At 33.4% G+C, this 18,860-nt stretch carries 12 protein-coding genes; 1 reads left to right on the top strand and 11 read right to left on the bottom strand.

Annotation, left to right across the window (positions count from 1 at the left end; genetic code table 11):
• Positions 1–46: 46 nt before the first annotated feature.
• From bsdtb5_RS06715 to bsdtb5_RS06675, 9 genes are all read right to left on the bottom strand, one after another.
• Positions 47–1,354: a hypothetical protein gene (locus tag bsdtb5_RS06715; protein WP_271715263.1), complete on the bottom strand. Its 1,308-nt coding sequence runs from the start codon at positions 1,352–1,354 to the stop codon at positions 47–49.
• A gap of 237 nt (positions 1,355–1,591) precedes the next feature.
• Positions 1,592–3,562 carry an endonuclease MutS2 gene (locus bsdtb5_RS06710; protein ID WP_271715262.1) on the bottom strand — a complete coding sequence of 657 codons (1,971 nt, stop codon included), beginning with the start codon at positions 3,560–3,562 and terminating at the stop codon, positions 1,592–1,594.
• 830 nt (positions 3,563–4,392) lie between these two features.
• Complete coding sequence (locus tag bsdtb5_RS06705; RefSeq protein ID WP_271715261.1) at positions 4,393–6,162, bottom strand: M3 family oligoendopeptidase; 1,770 nt, start codon at positions 6,160–6,162, stop codon at positions 4,393–4,395.
• Positions 6,163–6,183: 21 nt separating this feature from the next.
• Positions 6,184–6,792, bottom strand: coding sequence for a pyroglutamyl-peptidase I (gene pcp, locus bsdtb5_RS06700; protein WP_271715260.1), 609 nt, complete (start codon positions 6,790–6,792; stop codon positions 6,184–6,186).
• Positions 6,793–7,015: 223 nt separating this feature from the next.
• Positions 7,016–8,449, bottom strand: coding sequence for an adenylosuccinate lyase (gene purB, locus bsdtb5_RS06695; protein ID WP_271715259.1), 1,434 nt, complete (start codon positions 8,447–8,449; stop codon positions 7,016–7,018).
• A gap of 73 nt (positions 8,450–8,522) precedes the next feature.
• Positions 8,523–9,959 carry an amidophosphoribosyltransferase gene (gene purF / locus bsdtb5_RS06690; protein ID WP_271715258.1) on the bottom strand — a complete coding sequence of 479 codons (1,437 nt, stop codon included), beginning with the start codon at positions 9,957–9,959 and terminating at the stop codon, positions 8,523–8,525.
• A gap of 90 nt (positions 9,960–10,049) precedes the next feature.
• Positions 10,050–10,757 carry a phosphoribosylaminoimidazolesuccinocarboxamide synthase gene (gene purC / locus bsdtb5_RS06685; RefSeq protein WP_271715257.1) on the bottom strand — a complete coding sequence of 236 codons (708 nt, stop codon included), beginning with the start codon at positions 10,755–10,757 and terminating at the stop codon, positions 10,050–10,052.
• Between the two features lie 373 nt (positions 10,758–11,130).
• The gene (locus bsdtb5_RS06680; protein ID WP_271715256.1) at positions 11,131–12,588 is read right to left on the bottom strand and encodes a glycoside hydrolase family 3 protein; all 1,458 of its coding nucleotides are present in this window, start codon (positions 12,586–12,588) and stop codon (positions 11,131–11,133) included.
• Between the two features lie 96 nt (positions 12,589–12,684).
• Positions 12,685–13,710 carry a M42 family metallopeptidase gene (locus bsdtb5_RS06675; protein WP_271715255.1) on the bottom strand — a complete coding sequence of 342 codons (1,026 nt, stop codon included), beginning with the start codon at positions 13,708–13,710 and terminating at the stop codon, positions 12,685–12,687.
• A gap of 525 nt (positions 13,711–14,235) precedes the next feature.
• On the opposite strand from bsdtb5_RS06675, the gene bsdtb5_RS06670 reads away from it, so the two are divergent.
• On the top strand, positions 14,236–16,113 hold the full coding sequence (locus bsdtb5_RS06670; RefSeq protein WP_271715254.1) for a DUF4914 family protein: 1,878 nt from the start codon (positions 14,236–14,238) through the stop codon (positions 16,111–16,113).
• 111 nt (positions 16,114–16,224) lie between these two features.
• Here bsdtb5_RS06670 and bsdtb5_RS06665 read toward each other — a convergent pair whose 3' ends face one another.
• On the bottom strand, positions 16,225–16,761 hold the full coding sequence (locus bsdtb5_RS06665; RefSeq protein WP_330611959.1) for a winged helix-turn-helix transcriptional regulator: 537 nt from the start codon (positions 16,759–16,761) through the stop codon (positions 16,225–16,227).
• Positions 16,762–17,358: 597 nt separating this feature from the next.
• Positions 17,359–18,849 carry a glutamate synthase subunit beta gene (locus bsdtb5_RS06660; protein WP_271715253.1) on the bottom strand — a complete coding sequence of 497 codons (1,491 nt, stop codon included), beginning with the start codon at positions 18,847–18,849 and terminating at the stop codon, positions 17,359–17,361.
• Positions 18,850–18,860: the final 11 nt, after the last annotated feature.

Genomic DNA, 18,860 nt, shown 5'->3' with positions numbered 1-18,860 from the left:
ATTTGACACTCTAACCAATATTTGATCGTATTAAAAAGATACTATTTTATGGTCTCGATTCATTGATGAAGTTTTCTAATCCGTTTAAGGTAAATTTATGAAATATCTTATCTGATTTCAGACAAAATACCTCCTTATCTCTAAAAATAATATACATTTTCTTATTCTTTGATGTATAAACATCATCCACATTCCATTCTTTGCTTAATTCATCATTTCTTGAAGCCATCCAATTAATACTATTACGATATAAATAATGAGTAATCTTTGTTGCTATCCACTTATTTTGAAATTCACCATATTGAACATCTACAACATTTTCTGTATAGATCATTCGGAATCTTTTATATACTGGAGTTAACAATGACGAGCCCTCATCCATTTCTTCTATCATACCGATTTTCTGTTTATTATGATTCATCCTATTCTCATTTAGAATTGTAATGATTCTGTTATGTTCTGTAATTCTTTGTTTATTCTCATGTATGTTATATGTAAAATATATTGAGACAATAAAAATAAGTATAATCAATAAAGCAGTTATTCCTTCAACTTTCTTCTTCGAGTATCTATTACGAACCACGCTAACTATATATACACAATCTGGTATTAACGCTGTTATTAATAATGTAATCATCCCCACCCCAATATAAGGAGATTTATCAGACCACCAACTTTGAGTCACAACGGTAAATAGAAATAACATGATACAAACTTGTGTATATAAATATAATGGATAAGTTAATACTGGCATCTTCTCATATGGATAATCAATCTTATCAATTTTCCAATTGATATATTGGCTCTTAACAAACTCAATTGGTATCACCAAGATAACAAAGCATGCGAGTAATGCAATATATAACTTTTCATTGCTACTGTAATCAGCAAAGTTAAAAAGAAAAAAATCAAAGTGGTACATCAAGGTAAATAGTAAGAGACTGAAAAGCAAATACCCAACATTTTGAAATAATTGTTTCTTTTCATATTTTCGAAATACTTCTTTGTTATATTCCTCGATTGGAGTGATGTAATCGAGCGAGGTTTCTTTGTTTCCAACATAAACTCTCATTTTTGACTTTTCTCCAATGAATTTCCAACCATTCTCTTTTAGTAAATATTCATGATATTCGCCTTTTGCCATACCATATTCATAGAATTTCTGACTCCTATCATCTTTCTTAAGACTACGTTCTACTGCGACTTTTAAATCATATGATTCATTTCGTTCAAAGCTTAATAAGAATGGATTCACCGACGTAATACACCAACCACGTTTTCGATTCGCTTCTAAATAATCGTATAATTGAACTTCTGATTTGGCTGAAAATAGATTTATTATATATTTTTTCACAAGTTTTGCTCCCCTATATTAACTTTTGTGGTAACTATTCAAACTTTCCTCTCAAAAATCTATATTATACTTGATAAATTCAGGCGAAATAGTAAATTAATTATGGTAATTTAGACAATCTAACGACTGAATTTATCAAGTATTCAATGAACTATTTAAAGGGAAGTTTGAGTTACCTATTATTAAATATATCAATTATATGGGACATATGTCAATTCAACACATATTAACCTAATATTACCTTATACCCTTTTTCTTTACCGCATCATAATGAATCTCTCTACCTTCTTCATGCCTTTTCTCCATAACTCTTCGAGTCTTTCTAGTCTCTACTGAATCAAAGATAATTGACATATTATAATCTTCTGGATACAGGTCCTTTGCAGAAGCTTTTAACTGTACTCTCTTGTGAATCACATATTCCTTCTTCTTTTGAATCTGTACGCCAATGTAACCTTTACTATCCGCCTTTTCAAATACAATACCAACTTTCTTTTGCGGATATACCACAACACTATCTCCAACCTCAAATCGACTAGCGCGACTATTTACCGGTTTCTTTTCCTCATATTTCACTATTTTTATCTCAGAGTCCTTTGATGCTTCTTTTTCTAATTCAATGCCATCTTCTAAGATTTCCTTTTCAATATGGTTGGTAGGAGTTCGATGCGCTCTACCTACTTCTTTTGACTGATAAGTTTCTTCATATGCTCTTAATAACATATTTCTTGGCATTCCTAATTGTTTTGCAATATAAAGAGCACAGCTTTCCCCAGATACCCCTACTTCTAATCGATACAATGGTCTAAGACTCTCCTTATCAAATGCCATCCTAGCATTCATAATTCCATCCGTCTTCTCGGCGTACTCTTTCACTTCTGGATAATGGGTAGTAACGATAAATAAACATCCACTTTTTCTTAATTCTTCTAAGATTGCAATTGCGATTCCCATACCTTCCGATGGATCGGTGCCAGAACCTAGTTCATCCATAAAGACTAGAGAATCTTTATCAATCCTTTTGATGATTTCGATAATATTTTTGATATGAGCAGAGAAGGTTGATAAATTCTCTGAGATACTCTGATTGTCTCCTATATCACATAAGACATTACTATTCATACAGATGGAAGCACTCTCACAAGGAACGTGCAGTCCGCAATTTGCCATTACAGATAATAAACCAACCGTTTTCAGTGCTACTGTTTTTCCTCCCGTATTAGGGCCAGTAATTACGATTCCCTGAACTAAGTTACCTAGCTTAATATTTAATGGAACACAGTTTTCTCTCTTAAGTAATGGATGTCTTCCATTAACCAATTCAATATACTGATTTGTATTAATAGTGGGAGCTACACCATTCATATCCATACTCAACTTTCCCTTTGCAAAGATGTAATCAAGCTCTTCAATATATTCTAAGTTAAGTGAGATCTCTTCTGCAAGATCACCTACGAAGGAAGATAGGATATAGAGAATCTTTCTCTCTTCATTGCTTTCTTCAATTTGTTTATTTTCATATTCTTCTTTTAACTTTGCTACAGCAGTTGGTTCAATAAAATAAGTTGCCCCTGAGGATGACATATCAATTACACTTCCACTAATGGTCAATTTATGCTCCTTTTTTACTGGTAATGTAAAATGGCCATTTCGATTGGATATAAAGCTATCAGAGAAACATTCCTTTTTACTTTTTAATAGATTCTCTAACTTTAGGCGTATATTGCTGCTAATCTGCTCTAATTTCTTTCTGATTTCTTTTAATTCTTTGGAAGCATAGTCATCCACACGTTTATTACGTATACACTTACTGATTTCTTCCTTCAAAAAATCCAAGTCATACATTCCATTCCCATAACCCGAGAGATTCAAACCATAATCTTCACTTCTTTTTAGATATTTCTTAAATCTCATACATGCTACTGCAAATAATTCTATTTTTTCTAATTCATCAATGGATAATAGATCACCTCTTTTGGCGTTCTCAGTAATTTTAAATATATCTTCCACGGATGATATTGGTGGATTACCCACTTTCTCTAGTAAGATTTTTGCCTCGCTAGTATCTCTTAACCTTTCATTTAATTCTCTTTCATCTCGAATTGGAGCTAACTGTTCAAATCTATCTCTTGCTTTCCCTGTTCGTGTATACTCTTTAAGTTTTTGTATTATTTCATTAAATTCTAACATATCATTCATATAATTCATGGTTATTATCTTTCCTTTCTTGCCATAAAATCTATTCTCTGTAGGATAAATACATCATGTTCTTAATGTCACTCATATTCATTTATATTTCAGTAACAAAATAAGCCCTGGTACCTGCCTATCAAAGGACAACTTACCAAGACTTTATTATGACAATAGAAAGATAATAGGATTTGCTAAACTTAGTTAATAACTAAATGAATATCTTAAATAAACCTAAATAAATCAGTTAATGATATTTTAGTAATAACCAAACCTATATCTATATATACTCATTATAAAATCACATAGAATTCTCCCATATATATGTATAATTATAATAAAGGTCTACTCTAACGAATCCTCGAGATGACTTAAGAATAGGTAGTGTACCTACCAATCTGCGTGGACACATTGTAGTATAGAAAACATAAAATAGTTTCCTATTGCAAAAAAAGCACGACCAATACAGTCATGCTTTTTCACCTCTATCTTCATACATAAAGTACGATTCTATGGAAAAGTAAGAAATAATCTGTAGGCAGATAAAATCAAGCATTTGCTATGCAAATACTGACGCCAGGGCAGACTTATTGCGTTAATACGCAATATAACAAAAGCTCGAAAGCTTTCAGTAACGTTCACCCTATACAACTATTTAGTTGTAATCTCCACTTCATACAGACTTCTCATAAACTTTTCCTTTCTTTTTGTGATTTATTTTTATAGTTATAATTTCATTATAACGAATGAACCATATTTGTCAATGGATATTCCATTTTTTGTTGTTCTCATATCCATTTTCAGGTGTTCTCATTGCTATATTGCAACCTAATATAATACAATTTCCATTACTTGTACTGCTTACTCAATTCTATGAATTCATCTATCTCTCTCGCATATCCTTCCAGACTCTTTCTCCAGAATTCTGGATTTTCAAGGTCAATTCCTGCTATCTTAGCAACATCTTCCGCTGAACATACCGTTGTCTTCTTCAACAATTCACGATACTTAGGAAGGAAGCGCTCCCCTTCTTCTAGATATTTCTCATAAAGACCTCTCGCAAACAACCCACCAAAAGCATAAGGGAAATTATAATAGCTTAAGGTGTCTCTGTAATAATGTCCTTTATTCACCCACATATAAGGATGAAGATATTCATGATCTAACCCATTTCCATAAGCCTCTTTTTGCGCAGATAACATCATTTTCTTTAGTTCTTCTGCAAATAAGAAGCCAGTTTGAGTCTTATCGAATACCTCTGTTTCAAAAAGGAATCTTGAATAGATATCACACATAATCTGTGTTACATCTTGTAAACGATTCTCAATTAACGCCATTTTCTCTCTTCCACTTGCTTCTGCTATGGCAGCATTCATAATTACTGTCTCATTGAAATTTGAAGCAGTCTCTGCTACTAGCATAGAATAATCCCAATTTAGTGGTGCATTCTCACATATCATACTGCCATGATAAGCATGTCCCAATTCATGGGCAAGAGTAACAACATCGCCTAACATCCCATCAAAGTTTGTGAGCACACGACTTTCCCCTAAAAATGGTAGATTGGAACAGAACGCTCCACCTACTTTTCCTTTTCTAGGATAAAAATCGATCCATTTCTTATCAAATGCAGTTTCAATCATATCTGCAATATCAGATGCAAATCCTCTAAAATGGTTTACTAAATAATCTTTGGCTTCTTCAATGCTAAAGGTACGACTACTTTCTCCAACTGGTGCAAATAACTCATACCAAGGAAGTCCATTACTATAACCTAGCATCTCTGCTTTTCTTCTAAGATACTGATGAAACTTTGGCATATATTCACGCATTGCGCTTAGCATAGCATCTAGAGTCTCTTGCTTTACATGGGCGTCTTTTAATGTCTTCTCAAGCGCTGATTCATAACCGCGAAGCTCACATATCGTATTCATCTGAGTCTTAATATTATTTAGAGAGAAACTAATAGGGTCTTTGATTTTCTCATAAGCCTCTAATTCTGCTTCATAAGCTGCTTTTCTCACATCTTTTTCTTCACTGTATGCTAGATTACGAATCTCTGATAAGGTTACATTTTTACCTTGATACCTTACTTCTAGTGTTGAAGTAAGATATTGATGCATCGTGCCAAAGGCTGAACCTGCTGAAAGATTAAGCTTTGATATTACTTCTTCTACATCATCACTTAACATATATTTGCTATTTTCTTTTAGACTATGTAATTTGAATTCATATTCTTTTAATATAATATGCTTCTCAATGTATTGATCTAAGTCTGAAATATTTGCAATAAACTTTTTGGTAATAGCTTGTGGCTTAGATAAGGTACTTGTTAATTTCTTCAAGCGACTCTGTACACCAGTTGTCTCAACATCCATGGTATTAGTAGATTTCCTTAAGAAAGTGTATCCTCCTAATTTACGATGTAGAACCTCTATCTGTTCCATATAATTAATTGCTGTAAGTATAGCTTGTTCCTTATCTACCTCTTTCTTTTTTAGGGTTTCGCTAAAATCAGTAAAATCGCTGATCAATTGTTCATATCTTTCATAATCTTTTTTAAAATTCTCATCCTCATAACTTTGATAAAATACATCTAATGACCATTCTGTATTCATATTTCGTCCTTCCTTCTTTCATTATTGATTTATAATTGTCTTTATCGCAACTTCTAGCGCTCGTTTCATATCATCCATAGACATTGTCGGAACCATTCGTTCCTTCTTCGCGCCTTGTACTGTTGCATAAGGAACATGGATAAAGCCTGCTCTCATATCTTTATTGATATGATTACAACAGTATAACTCTTGATATAAGATATAATTACATACATAAGTTCCTGCAGTATAGGAGATATCCGCTGGTATACCAGCTTCCTTCATATTATCTACAATCGCCCTTACTGGTATATTAGAAAAGTATGCAGTTTCACCATCTTCTCGTATTATCATATCTCTTGGTTGATTACCTTGATTATCTGGAATCTTACTATCAACTAAGTTAATTGCAACTTTTTCTACGGTAATTCCGAATCGATTTGCTGCTTGCCCAATACTTAATACAACATCTGGTTGATACAGATCCATTGCCTCTTTAAGAACGATGAAGGATTCTTGGAACACTGTTGGTAGTTCCAATTTAATTATCTCGCATCCTTCGATTGTATCTGGCATCCTCTTTATAATTTCATAAGACGGGTTCATCTCCTCCCCACCAAATGGTTCAAATCCTGTTAATAATATCTTCATCTTTTGTGAATCCCCTTTATCTTTTTGTATATTTTTCGACTTATAAAACAATTTACTATTATCTTACTAAATTAAACCAAATTGGTCAATTAAATGAAAGAAACCACATGGAAGTGAAAAACTGATGTGTTCACTTCTGTGTGGTTTTCTTATTACTATATTTATTTGTTACCTAAATTGATATTTTAAACACTTAGTTATTTCAGTTAAATAGATAATCCTATTAAACAGTAATCTCTGCTTTTAATCCAAGTAGCTCTTTATTTGCATCTAATATTGGCTGAATTACTTCTTCAATAAACTCTTCGGTTTGTTCTTTTGCTCTTCCTGTATATTTAGATGGATCCATCGTTTTCTTTAATTCATCTAGGGACATGTTAAAAGATGGGTCTGCTGCAATTAACTCTAATAAGTTATTATCAAGCCCTTTCTCTTTCACATTTCTTCCAGCTTCCATAGAAAGTGTACGAATCTTCTCATGAAGTTCTTGTCTATCTCCACCCGCTTTTACAGCATCCATCATGATATTTTCAGTTGCCATAAATGGAAGTTCTGACATTAATCTCTTCTCAATTACTTTTTCATATACAACAAGACCATCCACAACATTTAGATATAAATCTAAGATTCCATCCACAGCTAAAAACGCTTCTGGAACGGAGATTCTCTTATTCGCTGAATCATCTAGTGTTCTTTCAAACCATTGTGTTGAGGATGTAATAGCTGGATTAAGCGCATCTACCATAACATAATTGGCGAGGGATGCAATTCTTTCACTTCTCATTGGATTTCTCTTATATGCCATTGCAGAAGATCCGATTTGATTCTTTTCAAATGGTTCTTCAATTTCTTTTAAATGTTGAAGAAGGCGAATATCATTTGAGAATTTATGAGCACTCGCTGCGATTCCTGCTAAGATATTTAATACTCTTGAATCTACTTTTCTAGAATAAGTCTGTCCTGATACTGGGAAGCAGTCTTTGAATCCCATCTTCTTTGCGATAATTTTATCGATTTGTTTGATTTTTGCATGATCACCATCAAATAATTCTAAGAAGCTTGCTTGAGTTCCTGTGGTACCTTTTGATCCAAGTAAGCACATACTATCAATTAAATATTCTAAATCATCAAAATCTAATTTTAATTCCATTAACCATAGTGCTGCACGTTTACCAACAGTTGTTGGTTGTGCTGGTTGAAAATGCGTAAATGCTAATGTTGGAAGCTCCTTATATTTTAATGCAAACTTTGATAGCTCTTCCATTACATTAACTAATTTCTTCTTCACTAATTTTAAAGCTTCTGTCATAACGATAATATCTGTATTATCCCCAACATAGCAAGAAGTTGCTCCTAAATGGATGATTCCTTTTGCTTTCGGACATTGAACCCCATATGCATATACATGAGACATAACATCATGACGCACTAGCGCTTCTCTTTCCTTTGCCACATCATAGTTGATATCCTCTTGATGTGCTTTTAACTCTTCAATTTGTTCTTCTGTTATATTAAGACCTAATTCTCTTTCCGCTTCTGCTAATGCAATCCATAATTTTCTCCAAGTCTTAAACTTCATATCAGGAGAGAAAATATATTGCATCTCTTTACTTGCATATCGTTCAGATAATGGACTTTGGTATTTATCGTAGCTCATGACAGCCTCCTAATTCCCTCGTTTTTTGTAATGAATATCAATAATTCTATTCAGTGCTAATTTATTCTATTCCTTAACCTTGTTCCCCTCGAATATCCTGTGTTGGTGGTTCCATAGGATAATTTCCAGAGAAACATGCATCACAGAATTTCATTCCTTCTCCAATGAGATTAGGAAGACTTTCAATGTCTAAATATCCTAATGAATCCGAACCCAACATGTTATTGATCTCTTCTACTGTATGACCATTTGCAATTAATTGATCTCCAGATGGAATGTCCGTTCCGAAATAACAAGGATGTTTAAACGCTGGTGAACTAATTCGAACATGAACTTCCTTAGCACCTGCTGCCTTCAACATGCCGACAATTCTTGCACTTGTTGTACCACGAACTATGGAATCATCAATCATAATAATTCTTTTGTCTTTTACAATATCTTTTAGAACATTCAGCTTTATCTTAACACTAGTTTCTCTTTGACTTTGTTTCGGTTTAATAAAGGTACGTCCAACATAGTTATTCTTAACAAACGCATTACCGTAAGGGATTCCAGATTCCATAGAATAGCCAAGTGCTGCTGCATTACCTGAATCAGGTACTCCAACAACTAGATCAGCTTCTACTGGATGCAATTTAGCTAAGATGCGTCCAGCCATAATACGAGATCCATATACACTTACTCCATCAAAAGAACTATCTGGTCTTGCAAAGTAAATATATTCAAAAATACATCTTGCTTCATTTTGATTGCATCTAGATGTATCTGAAAACACTCCGTCCCTAGTAACCGTTACTATTTCTCCTGGTAACACATCTCTGATAAATTCTGCTCCAACAGCATCCAGTGCGCAAGTCTCTGATGCAAATACATAAGCATTTTCACGTTTTCCAAGAACAAGAGGCTTGAATCCTAACGGATCTCTTGCGGCAATTAATTTTCTTGGACTCATAACGATTAGAGAATATGCACCTTTTATTTTATCCATTGCTCTTGCTACTGCTTGTTCAACAGAACCGCAGTTTAATCGTTCTCTTGCGATATGATAAGCAATTACCTCTGAGTCAATCGTTGTTTGAAAAATTGCGCCCGTATATTCTAATTCTTCTCTTAACTCAAGCGCATTAATAAGATTACCATTATGCGCAATACCTAGAGTTCCTTTTACATAGTTTAATACCAATGGTTGCGCATTCTCTCTAGTACTACTTCCAGCAGTAGAATAACGAACATGGCCAATTCCGATATCTCCACTTAATTTTTCTAAGATTTCTGGTGTAAATACCTCATTTACTAACCCCATATCTTTGTGAGAGAGAACTTTTCGCTTTGGCCCTTCAGTGTCACTTACTGCAATACCACAACTTTCTTGCCCTCTATGTTGAAGTGCAAATAATCCATAATAAATTGATGATGTTGTGTCATTACCGTCTAAATCATAGATACCAAAGACACCACATTCTTCGTGTAATTCTTCTGAGATTTCATGATTCAAATTATTATTATTCATTGCGTTTCCTTTCTAAAAGAACTCCATTACAGCTTTTCTTATTCGTTACAAAAGTGGACAACAAAAAGATTTCACTGTCCACTTCAATTCTTACATTATTCCTAATCTTTTAAACACCTCTTGGTATGCGTCTTCCACATTTCCTAGGTCTCTACGGAAACGGTCTTTATCTAATTTATCGTGAGTTTCTATATCCCATAATCTGCAAGTATCTGGTGATATTTCATCAGCTAAGATAATCTCACCTTTGCATCTACCAAATTCAACTTTAAAATCAATTAATTCAATACCACATTCAGCAAAATATTTGCATAATACTTCATTCACTTTAAATACCAATTCTGTAATACGCTCTATTTCTTCTCTTGTAGCTGCTCCAATTGCGATTGCGTAATAATCATTAATCATTGGATCACCAAGATCATCATTCTTATAACTAAATTCTAAGGTAGGTTCTAATAACTTCGTTCCTTCTTCAATTCCTAATTTCTTAGAAAAACTTCCCGCTGCAACATTTCTAACAATCACTTCTAGTGGAACGATCTCTACCTTCTTAACTGCTGTTTCTCTATCACTTAATTCTTCAATAAAGTGAGTAGGTACTCCTTCTTTTTCAAGGATTTGAAAGATATGATTGGTCATCTTGTTATTAACAACACCCTTACCAACGATTGTTCCCTTTTTTAGTCCGTTAAATGCAGTTGCATCGTCCTTATAATCAACGATATATATGTCTTCATTGTCAGTCTTAAAAACTTTTTTGGCTTTGCCTTCATAAAGCATTTCTAATTTTTTCATTATTTGCCACCTATCCTTTGATTATTCGATTTAGTTTAAAACGAAGTGACTTTCAGTTATAAGGCTTTTAAGAATTATGATAACCTTTCATTTGACTGAATAGTTACTTTATAAAACTCTAAAATTTATCCCTATTTAATTATAACTTACCCAATTAGAATGGCAATAGTTTTTTGCTGGTTTTCCTTTATTTTAGCCATTTTTGTCTAATTACAACAAATAAAAATATCAGAATAATTGTTTTCTTAGCCGATATGTGAATCTTTTTTCAAATGCTATTAGTATGCCTTTTTAGTAACTTAAATTATGCTAATAAATCATTTTTATATCTTTTTTAGAAAGGGTATTTTTGTAACTTCTCTTACAATTTTCTCTATTTGTTGTCTCGTTCAATCAGATTTGTATTCGATAAAATAATACCTCTTTTTAATTTTAATTTTAATATTCTTCGAACCATATTATCAATTTGACTTTCTTTTATTGAACCATCTTCAACAGCATTTAATAAACCGTTATAAGCTGATTTTAAATTTTCTGGGGTTAATAACATATCCCCTCCCGCTTTTACAACTTTAAGAGCTGCCGCTCTAGATGAATAATGATCAGTGATCGCCTTCTTATTTAATGCATCGGTAATGATAACTCCGTCAAATCCAAGTTCAGTACGTAAAATACTACGCATAACCAAGGAAGATAGAGAAGCCGGAACCATATCTTCTGTTACCCTACTTATTGATGCATGAGATACCATAATAACATCAGCACCTGCTTTAATACCCTCTTTAAAGGGAACAAAATTAATCTTTCTTAATTGTTCTAAGGTATTATCAATATTAACAGAACCATTTTGGGTTTCTTCTGTAATACTTCCTTCACCTGGAAAATTCTTTATTGTTGCTGCAACATTCTGAGATTGGATTCCATTTACAACTTCTGATACCATATCAGATACTATCAGAGGATCACTACCAAAAGAACGATTACCAATCTTACTATTCTCATCCCCAGTATTCACATCTGTTACTGGTGCAAAATCGAGATTAAAGCCTAACTCTTTTATTTCCTTACCAATAGTTTTTCCCATATGATTTGCATAATCTTTATTATTTAGTTCGCCAATGACGCTCATATTTGGAAACTGAGTCATATTCATATTCAAATTGTTTGCTAAAGGAGACATATCTCCCCCCTCTTCTTCTATAGAAATAAAAAGAGGTACCCTGCTGCTTTCTTGAAAATCCGCAATCATTCTTTGGGTTTGATCAATTGATTCCACATTTCGTGAATATAAGATAATTCCACCTACATGATATTTGTTCAGAGTACTACGCATATTCTTTGTTACATTTCTCCATTCAAAACAATGACCCTTGGATGTATCCAAAGACTCACAAGAGACAATAAATAACTGCCCTATTTTTTCTTCTAGAGACATATTATTAAGGATATCCTCTGTCATACCATCAATAACCACTTTATCAGTTACTAACAAGGATTCTTCTCCATCTTTTTCAACCTGTGAGGCATCAGAAGAAATTACTTTAACACCTTCATCAGCGGTATTGTCTTCCTCCGTGGTATCTTTATCTTCTTCCTCTGTATTAGCATCCGAATCCTTAGATGCAACAGTGTCGTTATTCTTATCTGAAGATGTATCTTTATTCTTACCAGAAGATGTATCTTTTGTATTAGATGTAACTTCCTTGGATGTCTTATTTTGTTTTTGCGTATTTTCTGTGTTTACTGTATTATTTTCTTTACTGTCTGATTTGGTACAACTCACACTAAATACCATCATAAGTACCATTGCAATATATATTAACTTTTTCATGATTGCTCCTTTAAATTTTCTTCTATATTCTTAAAGTAAATCCTAAATAATTATGGAGCATTTTATATTTTTTGTCAACGTAATCAAGGACTTAAGCTATCCTACAAGATAACTTTTAATTAAATCAAGAGTATGTAACATTCCGTCTACATGAGTTCTCTCATATCCGTGAGAAGCATATACTCCTGGACCAATTAAAGCATATCTAACATCATATCCCGCTCTTAGTGAACACTCTACATCAGAACCATAGAAATTATATACATCAATCGCGTAATCAACTCCATCTCTTTTTGCTGCTTCAATTAACTCATTTGTAAATTCATAATGATAAGGGCCTCCGCTATCTTTTGCACAGATGGATACCATTTTCTCTGTACAAGTTATATTTTCCCCAACACATCCCATATCGACTGACAATAGATCTTCCATTTCAACAGGAATTCCAGTTGCACCACCATGTCCGATTTCTTCAAAAGAGGTGAAATTAAGCCATACATTTCGTGATAATGAAATGCTTTCTTCTTTTAACATCTTAGCAAATGTAATAAGTACAGCGGCAGATGCTTTATCATCTAAAAAACGGCTCTTAATATATTCTTTTGAAGTTACAGTGTATCTTGGATTGACTGCGATAAAATCTCCTGGATTAATTCCTAACGCTTTCACATCATCAACTGATTTTACATCTTCATCTAATACAATTTCTAAGTTGTCAAAGTCTCTTGCAGTATTCACTTCCTTATTAACGTGCACTGAGGCATTAGATAGTTGAATTGTTCCTTCATACGAACCATGATTCCTTGTGATAACTTTTACTGTCTCTGTTTCAATATTATTAGGATTCAATGTCATATTAGAGATTGCCAATCTACCATTTCCTTTAATATACTTTACAACGCAACCTAATGTATCGGTATGTGATAACATCATAATTGGATGCCTCTCTCCACCAAGATTTACTTTAACTCCACCTTTTCTTAAGGTTTCTGGTTGATACCCCATTTGTGTTAATTCATTTACAAGATAGTTTTGAATATTATAATGATATCCTGTTGGGCTATCAATACTTAATAGATTTTCTAATTGTTGTAGCATATACTCTTTGTACTTATGTTCCATAACAATATCCTCTTTTCTTATTATATAATCTGCATATTAACTCATATGCTTTCCTTAATTTTCATTTCCAAGACATTATAACGCAACCCCTTATAAAATGAAATACCTTGGAAACCATTCCTTCATAATCCTATTTAATAGTTATATTTTTCAAGACTCATGCATGAAAATCTACTATTTTTGCCATAGTATACTATATATAACTCAAACTCCCCTATAAAATACTTGAGAAATTCATTCCAAACATTAAATTATTACTCACCTTAAAATCGTAGCTTATAAATCTTATTAATAAAATTAATCAAAATTATATTTTTGCAAGTTTTATTAAAGCAACTTTCATTTTTTATTGTATTTTTTAAAGAAATCACTTGACGATTCTTATTTTTATCGGTATATTTATACACATGTGTAATATGTTTTTGAACGGAAAATGAATTAGCATATTTCAAATATTTCATTATATAAAAACTTTCACATAATTACTTGTTAACTAATTTTACTGAAATATCAAGGAGGATATCTATGAATCAATTACTATCAAAATTCGACTTTTCTGATGAATTACTTGACGTAATCAATCATTGCGCTGGCGTCTATACACCAACAACTAAAGTGGAACTTTATGATATGGTTTACGGACCAGACCACGCTTCAACTTACGATGTTACGTATTATGTAAAAGATAAGGGAGAGATTAAAGAAGCAGATGTAGTTCGATGTAAAAATGGTGCTGCTGTAAATTATGTGGATGACTATATGCGTCGCCGTGACCCTAACTGTATGGTCATTGCAGATAATATGCCTACCGATAAGCCAACCTACAAAGATGTATACAAAAGAGACTTCTCAGAAATGAAAAAAGAAACTTTTGATTGGTTAAAAACTCAGGAATTAATTGTGATGCCATTTAATTCTGGCGGTAATGTATACGGATATGGTTCCCTTTTAGTTTGTCCTAAAAATGCAGCATTCTTTGCCTATGCATTATCACTACTTCAAGGATTTATAAATGCTGAAGAATCGAAAGGATTCAAGCCACGAGCTGTAATCTATGTTGCACCTCCTTTCCGTCATACGCACTTTGATGGCAAACAAGTAGTTGTGCACAATCGTCTTGATGATTGTCATGAGGTATTCTCATATAATCTTTATCCAGGTCCATCAGCGAAAAAAGGTGTATATAGTGTTCTTCTTGATATCGGTGAAACAGAAGGTTGGGTTACTGCACATGCTTCAGCTGCTAGAGTTGTAACTCCATATGAAAACGAAACAGTAATCATGCATGAAGGTGCATCTGGTGGTGGAAAGAGTGAACTTCTTGAAGAGGTATCCCGTGTATCAGATGGTCGTGTATTATTAGGAACACATACAGTAACTGGTGAAAAGAACTACATCACAATGGGTGATACCTGTACTATAAAACCAGTAACTGATGATATGGCAATGTGCCATCCTTCCTTTCAGAACAATAGCGGAAAGCTTTGTTTAACTGATGGTGAAGACGGTTGGTTCTTACGTGTCGATGGCGTAACAGAATATGGAAGCAGTCCTCAATATGAGAAATTATCCATCCATACAGACGAACCTTTGGTGTTCTTCAATATTCAAGGTGTTCCAGGATCTACTTGTCTTATCTGGGATCATACATTAGATTCTAATGGCAAACCATGTCCTAACCCACGTGTTATTATTCCACGTAAGAACGTTGAAAATATCGTGATGGAACCTGTTGAGGTTGATGTAAGAAGCTTTGGTGTACGTATGCCACCTTCAACAGCAGAAAATCCTACTTACGGTATCATGGGTATGTTACATGTTATTCCACCAGCATTAGCTTGGTTATGGAGACTTGTATCCCCTCGTGGACACAAAAACCCAAGTATCATGGATACTACAGGTATGGTAAGTGAAGGTGTTGGTTCTTACTGGCCATTCGCAACTGGAGAACGTGTAAAACAAGCAAACCTTTTACTTGATCAAATCATGGAATCACCATATACTCGTTATGTATTAATTCCTAATCAACATATTGGTGTATATCATGTTGGATTTTCAGCGGAAAATATCGTTGTAGAATACTTAGCACGTCGTGGTGGTGTTAACTTTAAAATGGATAGTTTAATGGCTTCTCGTTGTCCTCTATTAGGCTACTCATTAAAAGAAATGAAAGTTGATGGTCAATACATTCGTTCTAAATTCCTTAGAACAGAACGTCAAGATTTATTGGGTATCGAAGGCTATGACAAAGGTGCTAAGATCTTAAACGACTTCTTTGCACAAGAAATCGCAAAATATGATACTCCAGAACTTAACCCACTTGGTAAAGAAATTATTGAGTGCTTTAAAAATGGTGGAAGTGTTGAAGACTACTGCAATATTACACCTATCGGTTTAAATTAAGTATATAAGTTGGGGCTGTTGCAAATAATTTTGCAGCAGCCCCTTTTTGATATCCTCATGATTTTAAGTATTCAATATACTTATTAACTGCGAAGTTTAAGTATATTAATCCTAATCTTCTGCTCTTGATAATATATTTTCTTTATTCTCTTCTAGATAATTTATCCCAAAGGAATACATCTTAGCTAATATCGGATATAATTTCATCCCTATATTAGTTAACCCATATTCTACTTTTGGAGGTACGACTGGATAAACTTTACGATATATTAATCCATCTTCTTCTAGGCTTCTTAATTGATTGGTTAACATCTTCTGAGTTACCTTAGGTAATTTACGTTTAATATCACTAAATCTTAGAGCACCAGGAGTTAAATACCACAAAATCAATAATTTCCATTTTCCAGCTATTATTTTATGAACCAAAACCATGGGACATGTTTCATGTCTCGCGCATACATCTCTCATATGACATTGTTCATGTATTATAAAATCTTCATGACATATATGTCCTGCTCCAGCTTTCTCACTATGCTTTTCCACTGGTTTATCTATTGACTTATCAATTGATGTTTCCATTGAATCAATTATTTTTTTATCTATAGAATCATTTTCTTTTATTGCTTTCGAAATTTTTTCTTTTGCCATATTATCCTCCATAATCGTTTATCTAAGCTAATTAATTTAAGTTATTATACCTTTACTATTTAAGTATCCTCCACTACATTCAGTATCTTTTAGTATACTATATGAAAAAAAAGTGCCTACTTGTAACTATTATATATATATAATATACTCTAATTACAATTAATTGTAAAGGTAGCTAGACATCTATGCGATTAACTTTCTTCCCAGGAATCAAAGCATAGAACAAGAATTAATTTATTAGTTTTTTACTGTATAACCATGACCCCCATACAGTAAAACTAATTAGATTCATTATTATATAGCTTTATTAAATAATGATTACTCCCTGAAAATAGTCATTTCAAAGTTTTACACTTACTGACTTTCATAGCTACTACTTAGGTTATAGAATAGAATATACCTTTTGTATCATTAAGTGTAAAACAATGACTAATATTTATATTAAGTTCAACCTCCCCTCAATATTACTTAATATAAATATTAGTATTATATGAAGCACGTAACTTCATATAGATAAAAAAGTACAAAAACAACAAGCTGAAATCGTATAATTTCAGCTTGTTGTTTTTTATATAAGAGAAATAAAATCGATTGAACTTAGGCTAAGTTTGTATAACCCATTAATGATTTATCTACTGCCTTCGCCACTTCACGGCCTTCACGAATTGCCCAAACAACTAATGACTGTCCTCTTCTCATATCGCCAGTAACAAAGACATTGTCAACGCTAGTTTGATATGCAGCTTCTGGGGATGTAGTAACATTTGTTCTATCATTTAATTCTACGCCAAAAGCTTTTGCAATATATTCTTGAGTTCCTAAGAAACCTGCTGCGATTAATACTAAATCAACCTCAATTTCTTTTTCACTTCCTGCAACTTCTTCCATCGTGAATCTTTTCGATTCTTCATTATATTTACGAGTTAATTTTACGATCACCACTTTATTAACTGCACCATTTTCATCAAGCTTGAATTCTTTTACTGTTGATTCATATACCCTTGGATCTTCGCCAAATACTGCAATTGCTTCTTCTTGGCCATAGTCTGTTTTACATACTTTTGGCCATTCTGGCCATGGATTATCTTCGCCTCTCTCATCTGGAAGCTTTGGCATCATCTCTAATTGAACGACTGATTTAGCACCATGTCTAATCGAAGTACCAACACAGTCATTTCCTGTATCACCACCACCAATTACTAACACGTTCTTACCTTTCGCTGTGATATAGTTATTGTCTTCAAGATTGCTGTCTAATAGACTCTTCGTTGTTGCCTTTAAGAAATCAACAGCGAAATGAATTCCAGCGCCATTTCTTCCTGGCACCTTAATATCTCTTGGGTTAGAAGCTCCACATGCTAGGATAACACGATCATAATCTTCTAGAATCTTAGAAGCCTTATAATTAACGCCAACATTTGCATTCGTAACAAAGGTAATGCCTTCTTCCTTCATGATCTCAACTCTTCGTTCAATCACTTGTTTTTCCAATTTCATGTTAGGGATTCCGTACATTAACAATCCACCAACTCTATCATCACGTTCAAAGACAGTTACATGATGACCACGTTTATTCAATTGATCAGCAGCGGCAAGCCCTGCTGGGCCTGAACCGATTACTGCGATCTTTTTATTGGTACGAACCTTTGGTGGTCTTGCTTTCACTAGACCATTCGCATATCCATGTTCAATAATTCCATACTCATTTCCCTTAATGCTAACTGGATCTGTATTAATACCACAAGTACATGCAGCTTCACATGGAGCTGGACACACTCTTCCTGTAAACTCTGGGAAGTTATTTGTCTTAAATAAACGATTTAATGCTTGTTGCATGTTATCTGTATATACTAAGTCATTCCATTCAGGAATTAAGTTATTTAACGGACATCCTGATGTCATACCACCAATCATCATACCAGACTGGCAGAAAGGGACACCACATTCCATACATCTAGCTGCTTGCAATCTTCTTTCATCCTTAGATAGTGGTGTGTGGAATTCATCAAAATTCTTAATTCTATCTTTTGGCTTTACTGAAGGATCATTTTTTCTTTCATATTCTAAAAATCCGGTTGGCTTTCCCATTGATTCCCCTC

Origin of the sequence: Anaeromicropila herbilytica (assembly GCF_016591975.1) — a bacterium.
GTDB lineage: Bacteria > Bacillota > Clostridia > Lachnospirales > Lachnospiraceae > Anaeromicropila > Anaeromicropila herbilytica.
This window is presented reverse-complemented; position numbering and strand designations above follow the sequence as displayed.

Excerpts from the sequence above, each read along its gene's own strand:
- purB (WP_271715259.1), bottom strand. The coding sequence starts at position 8,449 with ATGAGCTACGATAAATACCAAAGTCCATTATCTGAACGATATGCAAGT.
- bsdtb5_RS06665 (WP_330611959.1), bottom strand. The coding sequence starts at position 16,761 with ATGGCAAAAGAAAAAATTTCGAAAGCAATAAAAGAAAATGATTCTATA.
- bsdtb5_RS06660 (WP_271715253.1), bottom strand. The coding sequence starts at position 18,849 with ATGGGAAAGCCAACCGGATTTTTAGAATATGAAAGAAAAAATGATCCT.
- bsdtb5_RS06670 (WP_271715254.1), top strand. The coding sequence starts at position 14,236 with ATGAATCAATTACTATCAAAATTCGACTTTTCTGATGAATTACTTGAC.
- purF (WP_271715258.1), bottom strand. The coding sequence starts at position 9,959 with ATGAATAATAATAATTTGAATCATGAAATCTCAGAAGAATTACACGAA.
- purC (WP_271715257.1), bottom strand. The coding sequence starts at position 10,757 with ATGAAAAAATTAGAAATGCTTTATGAAGGCAAAGCCAAAAAAGTTTTT.
- bsdtb5_RS06675 (WP_271715255.1), bottom strand. The coding sequence starts at position 13,710 with ATGGAACATAAGTACAAAGAGTATATGCTACAACAATTAGAAAATCTA.
- bsdtb5_RS06680 (WP_271715256.1), bottom strand. The coding sequence starts at position 12,588 with ATGAAAAAGTTAATATATATTGCAATGGTACTTATGATGGTATTTAGT.
- bsdtb5_RS06710 (WP_271715262.1), bottom strand. The coding sequence starts at position 3,562 with ATGAATTATATGAATGATATGTTAGAATTTAATGAAATAATACAAAAA.
- pcp (WP_271715260.1), bottom strand. The coding sequence starts at position 6,792 with ATGAAGATATTATTAACAGGATTTGAACCATTTGGTGGGGAGGAGATG.
- bsdtb5_RS06705 (WP_271715261.1), bottom strand. The coding sequence starts at position 6,162 with ATGAATACAGAATGGTCATTAGATGTATTTTATCAAAGTTATGAGGAT.